The organism is Roseateles sp. P5_E11 (assembly GCF_054049355.1).
The window spans coordinates 1-23,219 of the sequence record NZ_JBFUMO010000033.1 but is presented as its reverse complement, the minus strand read 5'-3'; the positions used below and the strand labels follow the sequence as shown (position 1 = coordinate 23,219).

18 protein-coding genes, 1 pseudogene and 1 riboswitch are annotated in these 23,219 nt (G+C 67.6%); of the genes and pseudogenes, 8 read left to right on the top strand and 11 right to left on the bottom strand.

Features of this window, described 5'->3' with window-relative positions; genetic code table 11:
* Positions 1–323: pseudogene (locus ACXJKR_RS04705) on the bottom strand (C4-dicarboxylate ABC transporter); the annotation flags it as partial.
* A 119-nt stretch (positions 324–442) separates the two neighbouring features.
* Between ACXJKR_RS04705 and ACXJKR_RS04700 the strand changes: the two are divergent.
* Both ACXJKR_RS04700 and ACXJKR_RS04695 read left to right on the top strand, forming a co-directional pair.
* Positions 443–2,368, top strand: coding sequence for a sensor histidine kinase (locus ACXJKR_RS04700; RefSeq protein WP_457321152.1), 1,926 nt, complete (start codon positions 443–445; stop codon positions 2,366–2,368).
* Positions 2,361–2,966: a response regulator transcription factor gene (locus tag ACXJKR_RS04695; protein ID WP_457321150.1), complete on the top strand. Its 606-nt coding sequence runs from the start codon at positions 2,361–2,363 to the stop codon at positions 2,964–2,966. Before ACXJKR_RS04700 ends, ACXJKR_RS04695 begins: the two co-directional genes overlap by 8 nt.
* Before the next feature lie 59 nt (positions 2,967–3,025).
* On the opposite strand, the gene ACXJKR_RS04690 is transcribed toward ACXJKR_RS04695, so the two are convergent.
* Positions 3,026–3,628, bottom strand: coding sequence for a hypothetical protein (locus ACXJKR_RS04690; protein WP_457321148.1), 603 nt, complete (start codon positions 3,626–3,628; stop codon positions 3,026–3,028).
* Between the two features lie 611 nt (positions 3,629–4,239).
* Between ACXJKR_RS04690 and ACXJKR_RS04685 the strand changes: the two genes are divergently transcribed.
* The 3 genes from ACXJKR_RS04685 to ACXJKR_RS04675 all read left to right on the top strand — a co-directional run bounded on the left by ACXJKR_RS04685 (position 4,240) and on the right by ACXJKR_RS04675 (position 7,348).
* Positions 4,240–4,917: a hypothetical protein gene (locus ACXJKR_RS04685; RefSeq protein ID WP_457321147.1), complete on the top strand. Its 678-nt coding sequence runs from the start codon at positions 4,240–4,242 to the stop codon at positions 4,915–4,917.
* Between the two features lie 463 nt (positions 4,918–5,380).
* On the top strand, positions 5,381–6,097 hold the full coding sequence (locus ACXJKR_RS04680; protein WP_457321146.1) for a hypothetical protein: 717 nt from the start codon (positions 5,381–5,383) through the stop codon (positions 6,095–6,097).
* Positions 6,098–6,799: 702 nt separating this feature from the next.
* Positions 6,800–7,348 (top strand): hypothetical protein, encoded by a 549-nt coding sequence (locus tag ACXJKR_RS04675; protein ID WP_457321144.1) that lies wholly within the window; start codon positions 6,800–6,802, stop codon positions 7,346–7,348.
* A gap of 425 nt (positions 7,349–7,773) precedes the next feature.
* Here ACXJKR_RS04675 and ACXJKR_RS04670 read toward each other — a convergent pair whose 3' ends face one another.
* Together ACXJKR_RS04670 and ACXJKR_RS04665 are read right to left on the bottom strand one after the other, a co-directional pair.
* On the bottom strand, positions 7,774–9,030 hold the full coding sequence (locus tag ACXJKR_RS04670; RefSeq protein WP_457321142.1) for an MFS transporter: 1,257 nt from the start codon (positions 9,028–9,030) through the stop codon (positions 7,774–7,776).
* Positions 9,027–9,770: a MerR family transcriptional regulator gene (locus tag ACXJKR_RS04665; protein ID WP_457321141.1), complete on the bottom strand. Its 744-nt coding sequence runs from the start codon at positions 9,768–9,770 to the stop codon at positions 9,027–9,029. Before ACXJKR_RS04665 ends, ACXJKR_RS04670 begins: the two co-directional genes overlap by 4 nt.
* A 240-nt stretch (positions 9,771–10,010) precedes the next feature.
* Here ACXJKR_RS04665 and ACXJKR_RS04660 point away from each other — a divergent pair, with 240 nt between their 5' ends.
* Positions 10,011–10,358 (top strand): hypothetical protein, encoded by a 348-nt coding sequence (locus ACXJKR_RS04660; protein ID WP_457321139.1) that lies wholly within the window; start codon positions 10,011–10,013, stop codon positions 10,356–10,358.
* 69 nt (positions 10,359–10,427) lie between these two features.
* Here ACXJKR_RS04660 and ACXJKR_RS04655 read toward each other — a convergent pair whose 3' ends face one another.
* Complete coding sequence (locus ACXJKR_RS04655) at positions 10,428–11,420, bottom strand: hypothetical protein (RefSeq protein WP_457321137.1); 993 nt, start codon at positions 11,418–11,420, stop codon at positions 10,428–10,430.
* A gap of 163 nt (positions 11,421–11,583) precedes the next feature.
* On the opposite strand from ACXJKR_RS04655, the gene ACXJKR_RS04650 reads away from it, so the two are divergent.
* Together ACXJKR_RS04650 and ACXJKR_RS04645 are read left to right on the top strand one after the other, a co-directional pair.
* Positions 11,584–12,294 (top strand): response regulator, encoded by a 711-nt coding sequence (locus ACXJKR_RS04650; protein WP_457321135.1) that lies wholly within the window; start codon positions 11,584–11,586, stop codon positions 12,292–12,294.
* Positions 12,291–13,601: an ATP-binding protein gene (locus ACXJKR_RS04645; protein ID WP_457321133.1), complete on the top strand. Its 1,311-nt coding sequence runs from the start codon at positions 12,291–12,293 to the stop codon at positions 13,599–13,601. The genes ACXJKR_RS04650 and ACXJKR_RS04645 overlap by 4 nt, the downstream gene beginning before the upstream one ends.
* Before the next feature lie 34 nt (positions 13,602–13,635).
* Here ACXJKR_RS04645 and ACXJKR_RS04640 read toward each other — a convergent pair whose 3' ends face one another.
* The 6 genes from ACXJKR_RS04640 to ACXJKR_RS04615 form a co-directional block, all read right to left on the bottom strand.
* Positions 13,636–15,444, bottom strand: coding sequence for a S53 family peptidase (locus tag ACXJKR_RS04640; RefSeq protein ID WP_457321131.1), 1,809 nt, complete (start codon positions 15,442–15,444; stop codon positions 13,636–13,638).
* Between the two features lie 49 nt (positions 15,445–15,493).
* A riboswitch (cyclic di-GMP riboswitch) is annotated at positions 15,494–15,580 on the bottom strand.
* 163 nt (positions 15,581–15,743) lie between these two features.
* On the bottom strand, positions 15,744–17,831 hold the full coding sequence (locus ACXJKR_RS04635) for an ATP-binding protein (RefSeq protein ID WP_457321129.1): 2,088 nt from the start codon (positions 17,829–17,831) through the stop codon (positions 15,744–15,746).
* Positions 17,828–18,394 carry a response regulator gene (locus tag ACXJKR_RS04630; RefSeq protein WP_056194510.1) on the bottom strand — a complete coding sequence of 189 codons (567 nt, stop codon included), beginning with the start codon at positions 18,392–18,394 and terminating at the stop codon, positions 17,828–17,830. Before ACXJKR_RS04630 ends, ACXJKR_RS04635 begins: the two co-directional genes overlap by 4 nt.
* Positions 18,391–19,707 carry an HD domain-containing phosphohydrolase gene (locus ACXJKR_RS04625; RefSeq protein WP_056194507.1) on the bottom strand — a complete coding sequence of 439 codons (1,317 nt, stop codon included), beginning with the start codon at positions 19,705–19,707 and terminating at the stop codon, positions 18,391–18,393. Before ACXJKR_RS04625 ends, ACXJKR_RS04630 begins: the two co-directional genes overlap by 4 nt.
* 155 nt (positions 19,708–19,862) lie before the next feature.
* Positions 19,863–22,067, bottom strand: coding sequence for a molybdopterin-dependent oxidoreductase (locus ACXJKR_RS04620; RefSeq protein ID WP_457321126.1), 2,205 nt, complete (start codon positions 22,065–22,067; stop codon positions 19,863–19,865).
* 138 nt (positions 22,068–22,205) lie between these two features.
* A partial coding sequence (locus tag ACXJKR_RS04615) for a GGDEF domain-containing protein (protein ID WP_457321124.1) occupies positions 22,206–23,219 on the bottom strand: 1,014 nt, incomplete at its 5' end.

Here is a 23,219-nt window from a genome sequence, read left to right as displayed (position 1 = left end):
TCGAAGACCTCGAACTCCTTGACGCCCAGCGGCCCGAACTTGGCCAGGGACGGCGCCAGCATCTGCACCGAGCCCAGCTGCAGGGCCTCCATCTCTTCCTTGTCCTTGTAGAGCTGGCTGTTGGGGTAGAGCTCGATCTTGACCTTGCCGCCGGTCTTCTGCTCGGCCAGCTCCTTGAAGCGCTGGGCGCCCTTGCCCTTGGGCGTGTCGGGCGCGACGACGTGGCTGAACTTGATGACGATGGGGGCCTGGGCGAAGGCCGCCGTGGGCAGGCTGAAAGGCAGGGCCAGGGCGGCGGCGAGTGCGAGACGGCGCAGGATCATGGTTTGTCTCCGATATTGGAATGAGGGGTCTGGACGGCATTCTTCCGAGCCCGGGACCCTGCAGATAGTTGTGGAGTTCCACATTTCGCGCGGCCTACTCTCTTCTTAGACTGCACTCCATGACGCTGCGCGAGCTCTTGACCCGAAGCCTGTGGCTGGCACCCCTGGGTTTGTCCCTGGTGTTCGTGGGGGGCGTGCTGACCTGGGTGCGCGCCAACGAGGCCGAGGAGCAGGAGCTGCAGCGCCAGACGCTGATTTCCGACGCCCTCAGCACTGAGGCCCAGCTGCGCGACCGCATCGACGAGGAGCAGGCCCATCTGCGCCAGCTCGCCGCGGGCCTGGCCGGCCAGGTGCCCAGCACCGCGGCGCTGGCGGCCCACCCCGAGGTCAACGCCGGCCTGCGCCGCCTTTGGTTGGCTGTGACCTGGCTGGACTCGCGCAGCAACCGCGTGCTGGCCGAGGTGCCGGCCGAGTCCGAGGCCAACCGCTATGAGGACGGCCTGTCCCTGCACCTGACCGCCCGCGTCGCGCCCGACGGCGTGCTGGTGGTGCGTTATGCGCCAGCCCTGCTGCTCAAGCGTGGCGTGCCCTGGTGGCTGGCGCGCAAATACGACGTGCAGCTCATCGACAGCGCCGATCAGGTCATCGCCTCCACGACCGAGTCGCCCCTGCGCGCTGCCCTGGGCGAGAAGCCGAGCTACCGCGTCGCCCTGACCGGCCCGCTGCGCGCCAGCCCGCTCACGCAGGCGACGCTGACCGACGCCGCGCTGGAGCTGACGGTGCGCGACCCCGCCGTCAACGGCGTGCGGCCGCTGGCCTGGGTGCTGGTGGCCGGCTTCCTGCCGCTGATCGCCGTCGCCAGCTGGCTGCTGCGCCGCCAGATGCGCCAGGTGCAGCGGGCCGAGGTGGCCGGCCGCACGGAGGCCGCCTGGCGCCGGGCGATGGAAGACTCGGCGCTTGTTGCGCTGCGCGCCCGCGACTTCGACGGCCGCTTGCTGTACGTCAACCGCACCTTCTGCGACATGGTCGGCCTGCCCGCCGAACAGCTGGTCGGCATGCTGCCGCCGATGCCTTATTGGCCGCCCGACGCACTGGCCGAGGTGGCGGAGCGCAACCGCCGCAACCTGGCCGGCCATGCGCCGCGCGAGGGCTACGAAGCGCATTGGCGGCACGCTTCAGGCCGCATGGTCGACGTGATGGTGTTCGAGTCGCCGCTGGTCGACGCCGGTGGCCGCCAGATCGGCTGGATGGGCAGCATCATCGACATCACCGAGCGCAAGCGCCTTGAAGACCGTGAGCGCCGCCAGGTCGAGACCCTGGCCCACAACGCCCGGCTGACCATGCTCGGCGAGGTCGCTTCCACGCTGGCCCATGAGCTGAACCAGCCGCTCACGGCAATAGCCAGCTATGGCGCCGGCATCACCAACTCGCTGGCCAAGCTCGGCGTGCAGGACGAGCTCGTGCTCGGCGCGCTGCAGCGCCTGGGCCAGCAGGCCGCGCACGCCGGCCGCATCGTCGCGCGCATCCGCGAGTTTCTGACGCGGCGCGAACCTCGCCACGAGCCCTGCGATCTGCATGAGGTCGTCACCGCCGCCATCGAGCTGCTCAAGCGCGACTGCCAGCGCCGCGGCGTCACGCTGGACGTGAGCCTCGCGCCGGGCGTGCCGGCGATGCTGGCCGACGCCGTCCTGATCGAGCAAGTGGTCATCAACCTGGTGCGCAACGCCGCGGATGCGCTGCAGGCGCGCCCGGCCGGGAACGGCGGCCGGCGCATCGCAGTCAGCAGCCGCGTCGTGGGCGACTTCGTGCGCGTCGATGTGCAGGACAACGGCCCTGGCCTGCAGGGCCGGCGTGTCGAACAGCTGTGCGCGGCCTTCTATTCCACCAAGGCCGACGGCATGGGCATGGGCCTGGCCATCTGCCGCTCCATCATCGAGGCCCATCAGGGCGTGCTCGACGCCAGCGAGGCCGCCAATGGCGGCGCGCTGTTCTCGTTCAGCCTGCCGCTGAGCCCGCAAACCCAGACGGAAACGATCCATGGCTGAAGGCACGATCCATCTCGTCGATGACGACCCTGGCGTGCGTGACGCACTCGCCTTCCTGATGCGCTCGCGGGGCCTCCATGTGCGCGCCTTCGACGGCGGCCCGGCGCTGCTGGAGATGCTGGACCGCGAAGGGAATCCCAAAGGCGTGTTCCTGCTCGACGTGCGCATGGAGCCCATGAGCGGCACGCGCCTGCACGACGAACTGCTGGCGCGCCGGCTGAGGAACCCGGTGCTCTTCCTGACAGGCCATGGCGACATCCCCATGGTCGTCGAGGCGCTGAAGAAGGGCGCCTTCGACTTCCTGGAGAAGCCCTACAGCGACAACGCCTTGGCCGACCGTATCGAGCAGGCCCTGGCCGTGGACGCGGCCATGCAGGCCGAGGGCGCGCACGTGGCCGAGCGCAGCGCGCGGCTGGCCAGCCTGACCGAGCGCGAGCGCGAGGTCATGACGCGCGTGGCGGCGGGCAAGCTCAACAAGGTCATTGCCGACGAGCTGAACGTGTCGGTGCGGACCGTGGAAGTGCACCGGGCCCGGGTGTTTGCGAAGCTGGGCGTGCGGTCGGCGGCGGAGGTGGCGACCTTGCTGGCCGGGCGATAGGCGGCGCGGGGTTCAGCGCTGCGACCTCAGGAGGTCAGCGCGGAGATTCGCAGCTGAAGTCAGGCCGTAGCCGGAGTTGCGCGTGAGGCCGCGACGCCCAGGGCCGCCTCGATGCCTTCCGGGGAGACCAAGCCATGGTATTGCCGCTGCAATTCCTCAAACACCGAGTGATTCACGTCCCCGACGAGGAGGCGTGACGCCGTCGCGAACACCGAGCGCCTTTCGCCATCGGGGCCGAGGAACTCATCCTCGGAGCCCTTCTTGACGGCCACGGCCATTCGCGAACGCAGCTCCGCCAGGTCGCGGTTGGACCAGTTGCTGACGATCGCCTCCAGTTGCGACAGCGCGGTCGCCACGATGTGCACGGGCATCTCCGAGAGGGCCGCTGCACCTTGCCGGGCCAGTTGGTGTTCCACGTAGCCCAGATGCCGCATCACCCGCCGCGTCGACGGATGCTGGCCCAGCAATTCGGTGAGGGCCCGTGCCAGCGCCTTCGCTTCTGCGGCTGCCGGTTCCGACAATGGCAGCTGGACCGGCGAGGCCGGCTGGCGGGGAAGCCGGCGCGCGATCCGGCGCAGCGCGGCCCACAGCGCGGCAGTGAAATTCCGGTTCAGCGGGCTGCGACGCCGATCCGGCCGGCGGGAGGAGGAAGGTCTGGACATGGTTCCCTTTACTTCATGGGACGCACGAAAAATTGGTCAGGCCAGATTCGATCATGAGGATGGTGGCCTGACCAGAGAACTATTTAACGGTGACGGGCCGATGAAGCCGGCCGGCCACCGCCGGACGGCCGAAGGACAGGTAGCGCCGTGCTACCGCGAGGCACGGCGTCGCGATGCGGGGCGCTCACCGCGCCTGGGAGTGCCCAGGAACCGACAGTGCCCGGCTCCGCGCTGCGCGAAGCGCAGGGCGAAGACCTGCTGGAGAAGGAGCCGATGGATTTCGAGACTGCATCCGCTCTTGTGGAGGGGCTGAACCAGCTTGACGTCGAGCTTCGAGCCCTCTCAGCATCGACGGACTGGCCCAAGCGACTATCCCAGCTCAGGGGCAGGCCGCGCCAGCCGCTTGGGCGGATCAACGAGTGGCATCCGGGCCGGCTTGCCGTTGTAAATAGCAACTGCACCCTGGATCCGGGGGGCTGGCGCAGCTGCAGGCTTCATCGAAACTCCTGCGCGAAAGAGCCACGCCAGGGAGGGATCAGATGGCTATCGATTTCGCACTGCAGCGGCCCTGTACGGCCCGGCGGTACACGCCAGAGGTCAGGCTGCGGTCCATGGTCAGGCACCGCGGCATTGCGGAATTCGCGATCGCCCAGTTCCGCGAGAAATTTCCCCACGCCGACAGCGAGACGCTGACCAGCAAATGCACGGTCGAGATCACCGTCAAGAGCCCGGACGGGACGGCCAAGCAGACACAGGTGACGGTCGGGCAACTGCTGGACATGATTGCGCCGCTCAGCGAGCTGGATGGCGAATGCAAGGGTTGTCCGGCCAATCTGTCGGGCCGGGCCTTCGGCTGCATCGGCAAGGTGGACTACCCCATCCGCAAGGAGGCCGAGGACTGGCTGCTCGCGCGCCTGCCCGATGACGGCAAGGACGCCAACCTGGTCCTGCTTCTCAAATACCTCGCCGACCTCGGCATCGACGGCGCCCCGGTCGAGGCTCAGCGAGCCAAGCCGCGCGTGTTCGAACGCAAGGAGGCCGCCGTCAGGAAATGGGGCGGCTGGCTGGGCCCCAAGATGCAGATCACGTCCAGCCAACTGCTGCATATGCTGGCCTTCAGTGAATCCATCGGCCCCGAGCAGGCCCAGCTCTACAGCCGGCTGCTCGGCCTGGCCAAGCTGGGCTCGGAGCCGGGGGAAGCATCCGACGCGGTAGAACAGTTCCGGGTCTTCCTGCGGGCGGTCAATCTGGCGGCGAGGTTGAATGCGAAGCTGGCTGTTGAAGCTTAGGGTTCCCGTTGAGCAAAGGCGGCTCAAGGCTGGGGGCTGTCCTTGGTAGTTGGCGCCCGAGGGTCAGCAAAGTGCCCAAAGCGGAAATCCTCCGGTCCGCAGCTCCGGGCTGGCCGTCGATTTCCAGTTTTGGCGATTCGATGGTCGCTGCCGCCGCTACCGGTCATTCGCCGCCCCGCGGGGCCGAGTGACTGCTGCACATCCAGGACCTGCCGCTCGGTGGAATCCGTCCCAGCGACGCCTGAGGTCCAGCGCCCCACACCGGTCAACAGCAGCTCTGAAGGGCTTTGAACTGGAGCCATCGACCGACAGCATGCGCGCGCACAGCGGCCGCTGAATCGGCCTGGCGCATGGCAGTTTTCACCGAGTTCGTGCGAGCCAGGGACTGGCATCATCTGAGCGCCATACCCGCCGTTTTCGGGCTACGGCTCGCAATTTTGAAACCACTAAACTGGAGAACCCCTTGATTTCGCGCCGTAGCTTTGCAGCAGTACTTTCGGTTTCATTACTGACCGGAGGATGTGCCACAGTAGACAAAACTGCGTTCTCGTCCGAGTCCAAGAAGAAGATAAAAACAGTGGCGGTAATATCGGTAGCTGAGCCAGAAAAGTATTTTCTAAATCCAGGACAAGCACCAGGCGGCGCGGYCCTCTATATGTTCGGAGCCATTGGGGGACTAATTTTGGGAGGAATCGAAGCCACACGAGCAGAGAATGCAACGAAGGAGTTCACCGCCTCTGTCAAGCTCACCAATCCAGACGTCGCCCGGCACTGGAATGACAGTGTTATTGCTCTTCTCCAGTCCAAGGGTTATGAAGTTGCCCAATTGGCGCAATTGCCCAAAAGAGCCGATGGTAAGGAAATAGACTGCTCCTCGATATCTGGAAAATTCGATGCCGTACTTTTTAGCTCGATTTCCACAGGTTATTCAGTAGAGTCCGGAGTGGAGCCGCGTGTATTCGCGTCGGTAAGATTGGCTTCAAGCAATTGTACAGAAACACACTTTTCAGACGGAATTGTCTACTCGTCAAAGCCTCTTGGGAAATTCACACATATTGTGCGAGACACCAAGTTTACCTTTCCAAACCGCGATGCTCTCTTAGCAGACCCTCAGAAGGCAAAGGAGGGACTTCGCACTGGCCTTACCGAGATAGCGAAGCGTGCGACGTCCGACCTATGAGCAGGGCCTTTCATGGCCTTCCCCTTCCGAATGAGTTGATGAGAGATCGCACTTCCCATCGTGGCACTTGGTTGCCGGTTGCCGCAACGCGGCTAGTTCGGGACGGGAAGTCCCTTTCATTCGTTGGGCGACAGCTTTCTGAGCTGACCAGCCGCTGGTCGCGCCGGAGTGAACCTCCGCTCCTGGCCGGGACCGGGTCTTGCCAGGCGATACCGTAAGCTGACGTTGGCTGGCTGGCTGGCTGGCTGGCTGGCTTGGTTGGTTGGCCTGACCGGGGTCGGCTAACGGCAGATCTAATGGAAACCCGGTCTCGGCCAGGAGCGGACGCCCACCAGCGGCGGCTTTCGAGTAGGCTATCTTTGCCCCATGACCGTCCGTTGCCTTTGAACAGCCACGTCCTTCAAGCAATACAGACGACTGGGACCTTCGCAAATTCCCTGAACTTAGAGGATGCGCGAAATCTCAAGCTTCGACTTCGGGAGCGGCTAGGAGTCGACGCTTCCGCGAGCACACCGTGGGACGAGACCTATGCTCCCGGCGGGACAAGGAGGCCGGATGGTTGGAAGCTCGTCGCCGATTTTGTCGGAGCAAAGTCGTGTTTGATGTTTTTGAGTGAAGCAGCGTACATCTGGAAGTTCGGGAGCGGCTATGACCTGCTCCGGGTGTTGCTCGAATGCCCCGCGCTTGAGTTTTACGTCTGTGATGAAGATGGCAGCTACTTGTTGTGCAGCAATGATCACGACTTCATCATCGGCTGGGGCACTGCTCGGCCTTGGGTGGAAACCCTGGACGTCGCCAGGGGCCGATGACGTCGCTGTTCGGCCAAAAGCGTTCGTTAGACCTCCCGAAAACACCTATGAACTGGAAGCCAATCTCAGAAGCATCGCTGTGGGACCTTATCAACGCGGGCGAAGCACGGATGAACATCCAGCAGGCGCGGTTGTGGGAAGCTATTCGAATTCAGCCAGCGAAGTGGTCCGAGCCTACATATGGGAGGGGGGCGGCGGTTTTTGGGCGGTCGCCGTGATCGGGGGCATGGTCGTTTGGTTCAACGATATCGAAGACGGATTCAATCGTTCGCGGTACACGTCGTTCGGGAAAATTGACGAGTACCTCTGCAATCAGGATGAGCTCGAGATAGCAATCCAGCAGGTCTGCAACATGCTTGAGACCGGCGTAGATTCGGCTTCCCGCTGCGGTCCGCCGAGGGCTGGTGAATACCTGCCGGGGGCACAGTCAATTCCCCTATGAGCCCATCAGGGCACTCGATGCAGATCGAACTTTTGAGTCCGTCGCTGGGCGGCGCGAAAGGCAGGTTTGCGGCGCCCAATTGAGCATGGCGAATGTCGCAAATGGGTCGGGAGCACCCGTTCGATCCCTTGAGCAGCAGACATTCATCCAGACTTGACCAGGGTGAGCGGCGGCCCTCCTCCTGGATGGCGGCTTCACCCTCCATAGCGGTCGTGCTGCTGCCGCGTCGACCGGTGAGCAAATGACGGCTTCGCGCATCGGACCATGAAATCGGCAACCTGCCGCGGATGACGGCAACCGCTGCGCTGCCGGTCTTCAAGGTCGATCTCGACCTTCCGCTATGGGCACCTTGCTGTCGCACGGGCGCTGGCCCCGACCGTCAGCAACCGCTGCAATGCGGCGGTCCATTGCGAGCCGAATCCCGCTCAACCCATCGCCTCCAGATACGCAATCCGCCGAATCGGCGTGAACAACGCCCCTAACGCAACCACCCCCAGCAGGCACAACGCCGCCGCCGTGAACAGCTGCGTCACGTCCAGCACCCGCAGCGCCGCCCCGGCTGCCGCCGAAGCCAGCGGTGCCAGCCCCATGACGATGAACATGAACAGCGCCATCGAGCGGCCCAGCATCTCCGGCGGGATGCGCTTTTGCAGCCAGCTGTAGACCGCGACCTGCACAAAGCCGCCCAGGGCGCCCAGTGGCAACAGCAGCAGCGCGCCCTGCCAGGCCGCATGCACATGGCCGAAGGCGAGGAAGACGCAGCCGGCGACGGTGTCGATCAGCAGCACCGTGCCGCCCAGCGTGGACAGGCGCCAATGCGGCTTCAGACCTGACACCGCCATGCCCGCCAGCGCGCCCAGGCCGTGCACGGCCAGCATTGCGCCCAAGGCCGCGGCGCCACCGGGCAGGCGCTCGGCGGCCAGCACCGGCAGCGCCACCTGGATGGGGCCGCCGACGAAGAAGGCTATTGCCGAGAAATACATGAAGAGGGCGCGCAGCTCGCGGTCCTGCCAGCAGCTCGTCAGCGACTCGGCAATGGCCGCGAAGACGGGCTGAGGCGGCCTGGCCTCGCTGGCTGCCACCTGCACGCGCGACAGCGTCCAGGCCGAGATCGCAAAGCTCAGCGCATCGAAGCCAAAGGCCAGTGCCAAGCCGTGGCCGCTCAGCGCCGGCTCGCTGCCCGCCGTCACCAGCAGGCCGGCCAGCACCGGCCCGAGCAGCAGCACCAGCTGGCGCGCGCCCATCAGCACGCCGTTGGCCGGCTGGATCAGCGTGGCCGGCACGGTCTGCGGCAGGATGGCGCTGCCGGCCGGATAGCTGAAGGCAGTCGCCAGGCCGATGGCCAGCGTCAGGCCATAGACCCAGGGCAGCGTGACCGCGCCCGTGGCGGTCAGCGCGGCCAGCAGGCCGAGCAGCGCGAAGTTGATCCACTTGGTCAGCAGCAGCACGGCCTTGGGCGAGTGGCGGTCCACCAGCGCGCCGCCAACCAGGATGAAGATGGCGCGCGGCAGGCTGCCCAGGGCCAGCACGGTGCCCAGCACCAGCGGGTCGCGGCTCAGGCCCATGACGAGCCAGGGCAGGGCCAGCAGCGTGAACTGGTCGCCCAGCATGGACAGCAGGCCGCCGCCGATGATCCAGCGGAAATTGGCGTTGCGAAAGAGGTCGCGGCGCGGGTCGCTCATGACTGTTCCCCGAGGGGCAATGTTTCTTTGGAGCGGCGCAGGTAGGCGATCAGTTCAGGCGTCACACCGGACTGGCGCGCCAGTTCGGGCTCGGCGGCATACATGCGCTGCATGGTGTCCTTCATGCCGGGCGCCACTTCCAGGAACTGCTTCTGCAGCGCCAGCCAGCGCCGCACCAGGGCCTGGACCTCGGGCGCGGCCGGGTCGAGGCCGGCGTCCATCGCCGCGCGAGCTTCTTTGATCAGCTGCGGCCATTCCAGCTCGACGGCGTCGCGCTCCGGCTCGGGGATGGCTTCCCATTGCCGGCGCATGGCGCGCAGCTGCTCCGGGCTGAACCAGCGCTCGTGCACGCGTCGGATGGCCATGGCGTCCAGCAGCACCTGCACCGCATCGCCGCCATCGCCCTGCAGTTCCAGCCGCTTGGCAGCATTGCGCAGCGTCAGCAGCAGGCTCTCCTGCGCCTGCAACTGAGCCTCGACCTGTTCGATCTGGGCCTGCAGCACGTCAGCCAGCGGCTGCGGCGCCTCGCCGTCCAGCAGCGGCGCTATGGCCTTCAGCGACAGGCCGGCGTCGCGCAGTGCCAGCACCCGGTGCAGGCGCAGCACGTCGGCTTCGCCGTAGCGGCGGTAGCCAGCTTCGCTGCGGCCCGAGGGGCGCAGCAGGCCGAGTTCTTCGTAGTGGTGCAGGGTGCGCACCGTCAAGCCGGCCCGTTTGGCCAGCTCTCCCACCGTGTAGTCCATATCCAGGCTCGTGCATGAAACGGGCCGGATGATGAAGCCTCACGTGACGTGAGGGTCAAGCGCCGCGCCATCGCGAGGCGTGGTGTCGCGATGCGGGGCGCTCAGGCCCAGACCTGGGGCGAATACTGATTGAAGACGCCGTTTGACCGTGAAGTCTTTGGCATTTCGAGCTGGCATGGGGTTTGCACTATGGCTTGTGCCGAGGCGACTGGCCTCGGGGAACCTAAGGAGTACCTCACCATGAAGACCTGGAATCTGCGACCCCTCACCCTGTCGGCCGCTCTGCTCGCAACCATGACGCTGACCGCGCCCGCGAGTGCCCAGGAACCCACCGTGCCCGCCATGACCGGCCGCGCCATGCTGCGCGACGCACGAGGCGAATTTCTGCTGGACGATGGCCGCACGCTGAAGGTCCATGTCGGCGTGCGCAGTCTGGGCGTCAGCCTCGACGAGAGCCCGCTGGAGACCTGGCGCGCCGAGAACACCGAGCTGCTCGTCAGCCCCGACGGCATGCGTCGCGTGCGCCTGTTCCGCAACGTYGACGGCAGCGTTGATCGCATCGCATTCGAGACCGACCGGATGCGCTGAGACGGCAAGTTATCCCAAGCCGGCGCGCGCTCGCGGAGTGCGCCGGCTTCGGCGGCATCTCTTCTCCATTCAGCGGCGAGGCTGGCCGTCCATCCACGCGGCGCGGATCTCGCGCCCGCAGTTCACCGAAGCCACCGCCGGCTTGTCGCTGGGGTCGTCGCCCAGGGCGCCACGGCGCTGCTCGCGAGCGACGATGCCGTAGAAGCGCCGGTCGGCGCTGATCCACGGATAGAAGCCGAAGGCGCCCGGGCTGCTGAAGGCACCGTCACCGACCTGCGGGTCGTCCTCCACCCAGTGGCCGAGGCTGTAGTGCCAGCTCTCCGTCGCAGGGATGGGCGTCTTCACGGCATCGCTCGGGCAGACCTGTGGGTTGGTGCAGACGGCCTCCTTGCCCAGCAAGCGGCCGAGTTGCAGCTGGCCGCCCAGCAGGGCGCGCAGCAGGCGGCTGTAGTCGGCCGCGCTGGTCTGGCCGCCGCCGGCCGGCATGGCCTGGCTGTAGCTGAAGGACCAGTCCGTGCCGAGCGTGGGTGCGAGCGACTGCCGCACCGCGAGGGCCAGACCCTCCGGGCCCAGCGAGCCCAGGCCCATCAGGATGGCGTGCTGCTGCATGTGGCCGCCGTTGTAGTCGAAGCGGTTTTCGGTGGCCGGATTGAGGCGGCCGCGGCCGTTGATGAGGCTTTGCTGGCAGGCCGCCACGCTCTGGTTCTGGCGGCAGACGTGGTAGTAGGTGTAGCCGGACTGGAAGTGCAGGAACTTGACGTCCTCGGCGCTGAGCTGGCCCTGGCGGCGCTCGGCCATGAAGGCGGCGTAGACCCATTTGGAGGCGGAGGCGATGGCCATCTCGGTGTGGCGCTCGGGGCCGTTTTCGCCGGCCTTGCCGCCGGCCAGCGGCTGGGTGGCGTTGCCGATCTCCCAATAGAAGGGCTGGGCGGCCACGCAGGCCGCAGACTTCTCGGCCGTCAACCGTGCGGCGCCGGCGCGCTGCAGTGGCGTTGGTTCGGCTTGAGCAATGAGCGGGGCGGCAATCAGCAGGGTGAGCAGGGTGAAGGCGGCGTGGCGCATGGCGATCTCCGTTTGAGGTGGGGCCATGCTGCCCAGCCGTGGCCGCGCAAAGGTTGCCGCGCGGGTTGCAGTGCTTGCAGGGCCTGACGGCGGGCGCGGCTTGCAACGGTTTGTCATTGTTTTCCGGCAAGGTGGGGGGCGGGCTTCTCCCTAACATCCCCCCATGAGCCGCATCCTGATCGCCGACGACGAGGCCGAGCTGCGCGGCCTGCTGCAGCGCTATCTGACCGAGCAAGGCCAAAGCGTGCGCGCCGTGCCCGATGCCGCCGCCGCCGCGCAACTGCTGGCGCGTGAGCGCTTTGACGTGCTGGTGCTGGATTTGATGATGCCGGGCGAGGACGGCCTGTCGCTGTGCCGGCGCCTGCGCGGCCAGGGCGAGACCATCCCCATCCTGATGCTGACGGCGCGCGGTGACCTCGTCGACCGTGTGCTGGGCCTGGAGATGGGCGCCGACGACTACCTGGCCAAGCCCTTCGCCCCGCGTGAGCTGCTGGCGCGCATCCAGGCCATGGTGCGTCGCCAGCAGCAGCTCGGTGCCCACCTCGGCCCTGCGGGCGAGGAAGCGGTGCGCTTCGGCGACTTCACCCTCTATCCCACGCAACGCCGGCTGGAGCGCGCTGGCGCGGCGGTGGAGATCAGCACCGTCGAGTTCCAGCTGCTGCGCGCGCTGGCCAGCCAGCCCAACCGGCCGCTGGGCCGCGAGAAGCTGCTGGCCCTGGCGCATGGCGACGAGCACGGCGTCAGCGACCGCAGCCTGGATGTGCAGGTCATGCGGCTGCGCCGCCTTGTCGAAGCCGACCCGAGCACACCGCGCCACATCCAGACGGTGTGGGGCCTGGGCTACGTCTTTATTCCTGAGCCGGGCGCGCAATGAAGTTCGGCCTGTCCACGCTGTTCGGCCGCAACCTGTGGCTCATCGTCTGCCTGATCGTGCTGGGCCAGTTGGTCAATGCGCTGGCCTATGCGCAGTTCGTCGCCCGGCCGCGTCTGCAGCAGTCGGCCGAGGCGACCGCGCGCAGCCTGCAGGCCGTCGCCGAAGGCATGCGCCTGTTGCCCGAGGCCGAGCGCGCCGGCTTCGTGGATCGCTTCAATGCGCGCGCCGGCTCGGGCCAGCAGCAGCGCTTGCTCGACCGGCCGACCTGGGTGGAGCGCGGCTTCCTGGCCGAACTGGCGATGCAACTGGGCCTGGAGCGCGGCGAGCTGCCGTGGCGGCGCGAAGCCAACGGCCTCATCGCGGTGCAACTGCCTGGCGCGCCGATCTGGCTGGTGCTGCCTGCCGTGCAGCCGGCTCACCATTTCGCGCGCACCTGGCTGATCGCCAGTGGCGCCAGTGCCTTGCTGGCCTTGCTCGGCGCCTGGTTGATCCAGCGCCGCATCAACCGCCCGCTGGCCCGCCTCGTCGACGCGGCCCGGGCGGTCGGTGCCGGCCAGCGCCGCTTGCTGCTGCCCACTGACGGCCCGGCCGAGACCGCGGCGCTGGCGCGCGGCTTCAACGACATGGCCGAGGCCCTGGCGCGCGACGAGGAGGAGCGATTGCTGATGCTGGCCGGCCTGTCGCATGACCTGCGCACGCCGCTGGCAAAGATTCGCCTCGCCAGCGAGTTGCTGCGTGGTTCTTTCGATCGAGCGGGCCAAGGGGACAGGGAACTGCTCGACACGCTGGACCGGAGCCTCCACGGCCTGGACGGGCTGCTGACCCAGTTCCTCGACTACGCGCGCGCCGCCCACCCCGCCGAGCAGGAGCTGCCGGCCGTGGACGTCGAGCTGCGCGAATTCCTGGCCGAGACGCTGGCCCTGGCGCCGGGCCTGCCGCAACCGGTGCTGGCCAATGGGCAGGCAGTGCATCGGCGCGCACGGCCGCAGGCGTTGCGCCGCCTCGTCCTCAACCTCATCGCCAATGCGCAGAACCATGGCGCGCCACCCATCGAGCTGGCCTGCGGTGAAAACGCCGGTGCCGCCTGGATCGAGGTGCGCGACCGCGGCCCGGGCATCGCGCCGGCCCGGGTCGACGATCTCAAGCGCCCCTTTCAGCGCGGCGACACGGCGCGCGGCGGCAAGCCCGGCTCGGGCCTGGGCCTGGCCATCGTCGAGCGCATCGCGCGGGCCGAGGGCGCCGAGCTCAGGTTGATGCCACGCGATGGTGGCGGCCTCATTGCCCGTGTCAGCTGGTCTGGATCGTGACGAAGCAGTATTCGAGCAGTCGCCAGTGCTGAGTTCAGCTCGCGTTGATCGTCACCGTCACGTTGCCCGTGCTCGTCTGGCCGAGGTTGTCCTTCAGCGTGATGACGAGGTTGGTGCGGCCGGCTACCGGGTTGGCCCAGTTCAGGGCGAGGCCGCTGCCGGTGGCTGAGAAGCTCATGCCGCTGGCGGCGCCGCTGATGCTGATGCTCAGCGAGCTCGCGCCCGGCGCCGAGTAGCCGATGGTGGCGGCGAGAGCCTTGCCGGCCGTGCCGCGCAGGCTGGTGGTCGTCAGCGTGGGGCCGCTGCTGGTCGTCGGCGTGGGGGTGGTCGTCGAGGTCGTGACGCTGGCGCCGCTGAGGCTGCTCAGCAGGGCGCTGACATTGGGCGTGCCCCAGCCGGTCGGGGTGTCATAGCCGGTCTTGGCGGTGCAGCTCGTGCATGTGCCGTTGCTGCCGCTGGCCACGTCCTTGAAGGCGGCGGCGTATTGCGTCGGCACGGCGCCGATCTGCTGGTAGAGGGCGGCGTGAGGCTGGCCGAGCAGGGCCTTGCTGGCGGCGGCGCGCATCGCGTTGGCCACGGCCAGCAGGCCGGCCCATTGCGGCGTGGCCAGGCTGGTGCCGCCGGCGCTGACCCAGCGCGTCGTCGTCGTGCCCTGTGCAATCAGCGCCACGTACTGGCCGGAGTTGGGGTCGGCGTTGAAGGCGACGTCGGCGACGGCGCGCTTGGCGTAGCCGCCGATGGTGCCGCTCTGGTAGCTGGGCAGGGCCACATAGGCGCTGGTGCCGCCGCCGGTGCCGGTCCAGGTGGTTTCGCTGCGCGCACCGCTGCTGTAGCTCAGCGTGGTGCCGCCGACGGCCACGACGCGGGTCGATACCGAAGGCCAGGACACGGCCGCGCCGTTGTCACCGGTGGCGGCCAGGTAACTCATGCCGGCGGTGGCGAAGGCGCTGTCATAGCTCGACGTCCAGCTGCCCTCGGCGGCGCCGAAGCTCATGGACACGACGCCGGCGCCCATCTTGTTGGCCAGGGCCACGGCCTTGGACAGGCTGCCGACGCCGGCATCCGGCGCTTCGATGAGGACGAGGCGCGCCAGCGGTGCCGTCGCGTGGGCCCATTGCACGTCCAGCGCAATCTCGGTGGCCCAGCCGCTGTCATAGGCGGGCGCCGTGGCGGTCAGGGCGCCGGCGGTCGTGCTGTAGGCAATGACCAGCTCGCAGCTGGACGCGGAGGCTTTGGCCAGCGGCAGGCTGGCGTTGGCAGCCAGGATGCGCGAGCTGCAGGTCGGCAGCGCGAACTTGGTGTTGAAGGCGGCCAGTTCGGCGGCGATGTTGGGGTCGTGCTTGGCGTTGACGATGTAGATGGTCTGGCCGGCGCCGAGCTGGGCGGCCTGGGCGGCGGTCAGGCCGGCGGTGCTGGCGGGCAGGGCCGGCTGCGCGTAGGCGGCGCGGATCTGTGCCGGCGTATAGGTCGTCACCGCAGTGGACGTCGCCATCGGGGCGGCTTCGCCTGCACCCGCCGCGAAGGCGCGAGGCCGCATGGCGTCGTCCAGGCGGTCGCGTGTCAGGCCTTGGGTGGCGACACCGGCCAGGGCGTTGCTGCGGTGGGGTGCGGCACCGTTGTCGGGTTCTTCGAGATCGACGGCGGCGGTGTGGAAGCTGGGCTGAGCCTCGACACTGGCGGCGGCGCCATCGGCAAGATCAACGGTCAGGTTGATGACCGAGGCCGCCTCGCTGACCTGGACGGTCGGGCTGTCGCTGCTGCCACCGCCACAAGCGGTGAGGGCCGCGGCGGTCAGCAGGCTGAGGGTCCAGGAAGTCCAGGAGACAGGGCGGGTACTGCGCATGGCCGGGTTCTCGTACGAAGGAGGGCCACGCCGATCAAGACCTGCCGGTCTTGGCGGCCCCGCTGCCGTGGCGCTTGCGCGCTGTAGGCCGGTGGCTTTGCGTCCCCGCCTTTCGACGGGTTTGCCCTCTGGGTTGTGAAACAGGTTCAGTCTAGGCGCCGGGGTGCCGAGATACGGGGCCCGACAAAGGCGCTGCGTGACTTCTGACTCGGCGGGCAGCGCGAGCTTTCGATGCCGCCAGTCTGCGTTTCGTGAGTTACTGCCCTGTGGTTGCTTTGTGTCACGCAGGACACAAAAGCTCAGGCGGGCTGCGGCGGGTGCAGTGGGATCCAGACCGTGAAGCGCGTGCCGACGCCGGGTTGGGAATCCACTTCGATGCGACCGCCGTGCTTTTGCACGATGGAAAAAGACAGGGACAGGCCCAGGCCCGTCCCTTGGCCGACGGGTTTGGTCGTGAAGAAGGGCTCGAAGATGCGCCGCTTGACCTCCTCGCTCATGCCGCTGCCCGTGTCTGCGATCTCGATGCGAACCCAGCCATCCTCGGCGCGCGTGGTCAGTGTGATCGTGCCCCGCTCCTTGATGGCATGGGCCGCATTGACGATCAGATTCATGAAGACCTGGTTGAGCTGCGCGGCGATGCAGTGCACCGGGGGCAGCACGGCATAGTCCTTGCGAACCTCGGCCTTGTACTTGACCTCGTTCATGACGACGTTGAGCGTCGAGTCCAGCCCGGCATTGAGGTCGGCGTCCTGCCAATCGGCATGGTCGACGCGCGAGAAGTCCTTGAGGTCCTGCACGATCTTCTTGACCCGCGACAGCCCCTCCTCGCTCTCGTCGAGCAACTGGGGCAGGTCCTCCTGCACGAAGCTCAGGTCGACGGCGGCATCCACCCGGTCCAGCTCTTCTCGCACATCGCCCGGCAGCGCGTCGGCCGGCGTCTTCCTCAGCAGCGCGAGCAACGCGAAGACAGGTTGGACATAGCCGCGCAGCGAGCCGAGGTTGGAGCTGACAAAGCCGATCGGGTTGTTGATCTCGTGGGCCACACCGGCGGCGAGCTGGCCGATGGAGGCCATCTTCTCGGCCTGCAGCAGCTGGTTCTGCGCTTCCTCGAGCCGGTTGTTGGTCTGCTTGATGCGCTCGTAGTTGAGCTCCAGCTCACGCTGCACGCGGCGCACCTCCGTGCGGTCCTGCAGCAGCCACCAGGTGCCCGCTGTCGGCTCCTCGGGGTTGGACACGTAGGCAATGATCTGCACCCACAGCGTGTTGCCGGCCAGCGTGCAGACCTCCATCTCGTGCAGCAGCGAGCCGCCCCGCGACAGCACCGGGATGGCGATCTGGCTCAGCGCTTCGAAGTCTTCATCGCTCTTGAACAGGCGGCGCGTCGGCAGTCCATGGGGCGGGACGTCACCGAGTTCGAACATCTCGATGAACTTCTTGTTGCCGCGCTGGATCAACTGGTTGGACGTCGCGATGATGCCTACCGACGCGTTCTCAAGAAAGGCTTCGAGTTCATGGTGGGTGCTCAGCAACTCGGCCGTGCGGTCCGCGATCATGTTCTCGAGTTCGTTGCGATGGCGGCGGAGTTCGTCCTCGGCCTGGCGCCGTCGCGTGATGTCCTGGAGTGTCTCGATGGCGCCGACGACTTCGCCGTGGGCATCGACCAGCGGGGCGGCCGTGAAGTAGAGCCAGCGCCCTTCCCGGCCGAAATTGGGGAAGTAGCCCTCGACCTCGTAGGCGTTGGCGATGTGCGGCGAGGGTTGGCAGTGCCGGCCGTACAGGCGCTGGCGCTCCTGCTCGACATTGCCGTCCAGGATCAGGTCGACCAGCAGCGGCCTGGCTTCGGGGTAGAAGGCGCGCCAGGTGTCGTCGCGGCCCAGCATCTCGGAGGCGTCGCGGCCGGTGAGCTGGGCACACGAGGCGTTCCAGTGCGTGACGCGGTGAGACTTGTCGATCACGAGCGTGGCCACCGGGTTGTTCTCGAGGATCTGGTAGAGCACGCGGCCGATGTCCAGCAGGCTGGTCTGCACGTGGCGGATGTCGCTGAGGTCCTGCCCGGTCAGCACCGCACAGGGTTGGCCGTCGAGCATGACGCGATGCGCCTTGACTTCCAGCACGCGCAGCGAGCCGCTGCCCGTCAGCGCCTCGATCTCGATCGCGGGCAGCTCGCCTTCCTCGGCCAGCGCCCGCTGGCCATAGCGCTGCAACTCATCGGCGAACTCGGGCGCTGCCCAGCCGTGCGGCGGCATCTGCTGCAGCGCCTCCAGCCCATAGCCCAGCAAGCGTTCCATCGCCGCGTTGGCGAACAGGATGCGGTCCGATCCATGCACCAGGACCGACGCACTGACGGCCTGCAGCGCGAGGCTGAAGTCGACCGTCAGTACGGTCACCACTTCACCTCTTCATCCGGGTCCTCCAGGATGAACGAGCCGTCGCTGCCCCATTTCACATGGGTGATGCCCGGTTCGAGCCGCTCCAGGCGGCGCAGCTCCGCCTCTTGGGCGGTGAGCACGCCCATCTGCTGGCGCACCTGGTCAGCCAGGCGCTGGTTCTCCATCGTCAGCTCGCGGATGCGCAACACCTGGCGCACGGCGCTGAGCAGGTCGAAGTCGGCCCAGGGCTTGGAGATGAAACGGGCGATCTCGGCCTCGTTGATGGCCGCCACCAGCGCGTTCAGGTCGGCATAGCCGGACAGGATGATGCGCCCGCAGTCGGGCTGCACCTGACGCAGTTCGCGCAGGAATTCCACGCCGGTCATGCCCGGCATGCGCTGATCGGAGATGGCCAGCGCGAAAGCGCACTCGCGCGCCCGCGCCAGAGCCACGGCGCCGTCGGTGAAGCTTTCGACGTCATAGCGCGCGCCGCCGGTGTCCTTCAGCCCGTTGCGCAGCAGGCGCTGCAGCGCGCTGAGGATGTGAGGCTCGTCGTCGACGAGCAGGATGCGTTCGCTCACGTCGCACCTCCTTCAGGCAGCTTCACGAAGACATGCAGCTTTGCGCCTTCACGGCCGGCGAATTCGCGCAGCTGTCTGACGACCCGGTTGTCGAAGACGAAACCCGCGGCCAGCAGCAGCGTGCCCTGCGGCGACAGCAGGTCGCGGGACAGCACCATGCCCGGCATCACTTCGTGAGGCTGCAGCTCCCGGTCACGCGGCTTCTCGGAGGGCTCGTCCTTGAGCGCCAGCTCGAAGGCCTCGACAACAGCCTTCTCGTAACGCGTGCCGGCACCGCCGAGGATCAGCGAATGCGCCTCGGCCGCCGAATGGCGTTTCAGCGACAGCCGGCCGGACTGTGCGGCGTAGTAGTCGCAAGCCACGCTCACCACCTGCGCGCCGAGCGGCACCTCGTCGCCGCTCAGCGCATCGGGGTAGCCCTTGCCGTCGATGCGTTCGTGGTGCGACCGCACCAGGCGCGCCACGCGTTGCAGCCGCCCGAGCGGCAGCAGCGCCGCCTCGCCATTGAGCGGGTAGCGGCGGTACAGGGCGAGCTCATCGCTGGACATGGCCGAGAGCGGCTTGCGCAGCATCGTGTCCGGAAGGCCGATCTTGCCGACCTCATGCAGCAGGCCGGTGATGTAGATGTCTTCCTCTGCCGCTGCACCCAGGTTGAGCCGCCGCGCCGTGCGGCGAGCCAGGTCGGCCACCTCGCGTGAATAGCCCGCCATGCCACCACCACGCAGCTCGATCAGACCTGAGAACACGTTGATCGACAGCAGGAAGTTCTCCTGCAACTGCGCGAACGAGGTCTCCAGCATGGCGTTGACCTGTTCCAGCTCGCTGGTCCGCGCCTTGACCCGCGCCGCCAGGTCGGTGTTCAAGGCCTGCAGTTCGTCGTTCTGCCTTTGAGTCAGCAGCTGCAGCGCGCGGTTTTCCTTCTCCAGCCGGCGGCGCTCCAGGCCGTCCTGCACGCACATCACCAGCTCGCGGTCGTCCCAAGGCTTGGCGATATAGCGGTGGATCTGCCCGCGGTTGATGGCTGCGACGGTCGAGCCGATATCGGCATAACCCGTCAACAGGATGCGCCCGACGGTCGGCCAGCGCTGGTGGACCTGTTCGAGCAGCGCCGCGCCGTCCATCTCCGGCATGCGCATGTCGGACACGACGAGATCGACCGGTTCGGTCTCCAGCATGGCCAGCCCGGCCTTGGCGCTCTCGGCCAGCAACACCCGGTAACCCTGGGGCCGGAACAGCCGTCGCAGCGCGCTGAGGATCGACACCTCGTCATCGACGAACAGCACGACCGGAGGGTCGGCAACTTTTGCATCCATCAAATCGCTCCCGCTGGCGGATGCGTCGCGCCATCGCCGTCCGTGGCGAGCGCGCCAGGGACGACCGCCGCTTTACTGGGAGTTTAGGCAGGTCGGCCCGGCGATGCTTGACAAGTTGTTCGCAAAATGTGGCGGGTCGTCGCGGTCTCGGCAGGTCAGGCGGGTGCAATCTCCACGGCGATGCCGCTCAGCACCGCATTGCCGCTCAAAGGGTCCCGTGCCGCGTCGTCCAGCAGCTCGTTCATGTTGACGCCCGGCCGCTCGCGCGCCACGCCGAGCTGCACGCCGTCCAGGTCATGCCCCCAGCCATGCGGCAGGCTGACCACGCCGGGGCTCATGTCGGCGCTGCGCTCGACGCGCGCGATCAGCTCACCGACCGCGCTTTTGATCCGGGCAAACTCGGCCAGGCCCAGGCGATCCGCGTCACCCGGGTTGACCAGCAGCGTGCAGCGGTCCGGCCCCTTGGCCAGCACCGGCAGGTTGTGCATCCAGCTGTTGCCCGAGCGCGTGTCGCGCCGGCCGATGAGGCTGAACTCGGGGGCGGGCTCGGTCCGGACTGAGGTCAGGTCGGCCAGCACCGAGGGCGGTGCGAGTTCGATCCTGCCGCTGGGCGTGCGCAGGATCTCGGGGATGCGGGCGGTGAGCGCACCGAGGTCGATGCCACCGCCTTCGACTGTGCTGGCAGCCTTGACCTYGGCGAGATTGATGCCGTCGGGCTTGCGGCCGAACTGGTCGCCATAGGGGCCGACGCGCAACTGCAGGTCGATCAGGCGCTCGGGGCCGCGCCAGGGCTGCAGTGCGGCCAGCACGGCGGGCGTCTGGTCGCCGGCGAAGCGGCGCACGTCGGCCTCGATGGCCTCGTCGTCGAGCTGGGCCACGTCGACATCCACGCCGCGGCCTTCAAGCAGGGCGCACAGGCGCAGGATGGTCTGCCACTCCTGCGGCGTGCCAGGCGCCGCGTCGAACACCGGGCCGGAGAAGCGCGCATGGTTGCGGTGGCTGAGCTGTGGGAAGGCGACGTCGAAGTGCAGGTCCTCCAGCGGCGACAGGCCGGGCAGGATGACGTCGGCATGGCGGCTGGTCTCGTTGACGTRGATGTCCAGGCTGAGCATGAAGTCCAGCTTCTCCAGCGCTTTGGCGATGCGCGGGCCGCCGGGGGCCGACAGCACCGGATTGCTCGCGATGCTGATCAGCGCCTTGATCTGGCCCTCGCCGGCGATCTCCATTTCCTCGGCCATCACGGTGATGGGCAGTTCGCCGAACACTTCCGGCGCACCAGATACGCGGCTCTTGCGCCGGCCCGTCGTGATGCCTTTGCCATTGCCCGGCTTGCCTTGGGTATTGGACGCGAAGGCGGCGGCCTTGGCGAACATCGCACCGCCTTCGCGGTCGAGGTTGCCGGTCAGCGCGTTGATGAGGTCGACCAGCCAGGAGTTGACCGTGCCGAAGCGCGTCGTGCAGGTGCCGATGCGGCCATAGACGGCGGCGCGCGGCGCGCTGGCGATCTCGCGGGCGATGCGGCGCTGGACCTCGGCCGGGATGCCGCAGCCGGCGGCTGTCACCTCGGGCGCGAAGGGCAGCAGGGCGGCGCGTACTTCGTCCAGACCGTTGATGTGATCGGCCAGCCGACCGAGCTTCAACAGGCCCTCGTCGAACAGCGTGTGGGCGATGCCGGCCAGCAGCAGCGCATCGCCGCCGGGCCGGATGGCCAGATGCTCGTCGGCCGCCGTGGCCGTCTCGCTGCGGCGCGGGTCGACGACGACGATGCGGCCGCCGCGCGCGCGCATGGCCTTGGCCTTGCCGCGGTAGTCGGGCACCGTCCACAGGCTGCCGTTGCTGATCATCGGGTTGCCACCGAGGATGAGCAGGTAGTCGCAGCGCTCGATGTCGGGCAGAGGAATGGACAGCCAGTGGCCGAACATCAGGCCGGCGCTGAGCTGCTTGGGCATCTGGTCCAGCGTCGAGGCGCTGAAGGCATTGCGCGTGCCCAGGGCCCGCACCAGGCGCGGCGTGTAGGCCAGCAGGCTGACCTTGTGCGCGGCCGGGTTGCCGATGGTCAAGGCCACCGAATCCGGGCCGTGCTCACGCCAGATCGGCAGCAGGCGTTTTTCGATCTCGGCAAAGGCCTCGTCCCAGCTCGCCGGCACGAACTTGCCATCTCGCTTGATCAGCGGCGTGCGCAGGCGGTCGGGGTCCTCGTGCAGGTCCTTCAGGCTCACGCCCTTGGGGCAGAGATAGCCGTGGCTGAAGACGTCGTTGTCGGCGCCGCGGATGCTGATGACCTTGGCACCTTCGGTTTTCACTTCCAGGCCGCAGCAGGCCTCGCACAGCGGGCAGATGCGGTAATGGCTTTCGGGCATGGCATGTCTCCAGGGCTGTCATCGGCTTTGGGGCCGATTCTGCGGCGCGAAGACTAGCCCTGGCGTCAACCCGGCGACATGACCCGACAGGTCATTGACCGGGCGGCGCCAGGTTCTCGAGTTGCTCGAACCCGCGCTTCATGACGCCGGCCAGACGATCTCGCGCCCGTCACTGCACCGCAGCGTGTAGACGCCGGCATCGACCCCGGCCCGCAGTTCCCGGATGTCCGGGTGCCCGCATGATCGCGGGGTGTCTATGGCGGTGACGCCGACCCAGACGTCACGGCCGCTGGCCTTGGCGACGTACAGGCATTGGTCGGCCAGCGCCACGGTGTCGTTCCAGTCTGCCGGCGCGGCGCCCTGGGCATCCGGTTGCAGGGGGTGGCAGGCGTAGCCGATGGAGCAGGTCTTGCGCAGCACCTGGCCGTCGTCCAGCACGAAGTTGTGGGCGGCGATGCTGGCGCGCAGCCGCTCGGCCAGCACGTGGATCTCGCCAGCGTTGGCCTGGCGGGCGAAGACGAGGAACTCCTCGCCACCCCAGCGCACGAGGGTGTCGGACTCGCGCAGCTGTCGTTGCAGCACGGCGGCGCATTGCCTGAGCACCGCGTCGCCGGCCGCGTGCCCGTGCACGTCGTTGACGGCCTTGAAGTGGTCGATGTCGATCATCATGAAGACGATGTCGGTGTTGGCCGGCCCGACGCCAGCGCCAGCGTTGGCACGCAGGCGCCGTGCTCGCGCCATGTCCTCCTGCACGTTGCTGACCAGGTGGCGGCGGTTGCGCAGGCCGGTCAGGGGGTCCGAGAACGCCATGTCGCGCATCGCCTGGTAGGCCCGCTTGACGTGATGGCGGCTGACGGCCGCGACGATGGCCGCCACCAGCCCGGCCACGGCGGCCAGCGCCAGCAGCCAGTGGAAGCGTTGCTGATACTGCTGCTCATGCTCCAGCGCTTGGATCTGACGCTGGCGCTTGTCGGCCTCATAGGCGGCCTGCGCCTGGGCGATGCGCTTGTGGTCGGCGGCCTTGCGCACCTCGTCGCTCAGGCGCTTGAACTGCATCGCCGCCTCGTAGGCTTGCGGGTAGTCGTGGGCGAAGGCCAGCTCCTCGGCCAGCAGGCCCTGGACGTCAGCCGCGTTGGCGGCCATGCCGGKTGT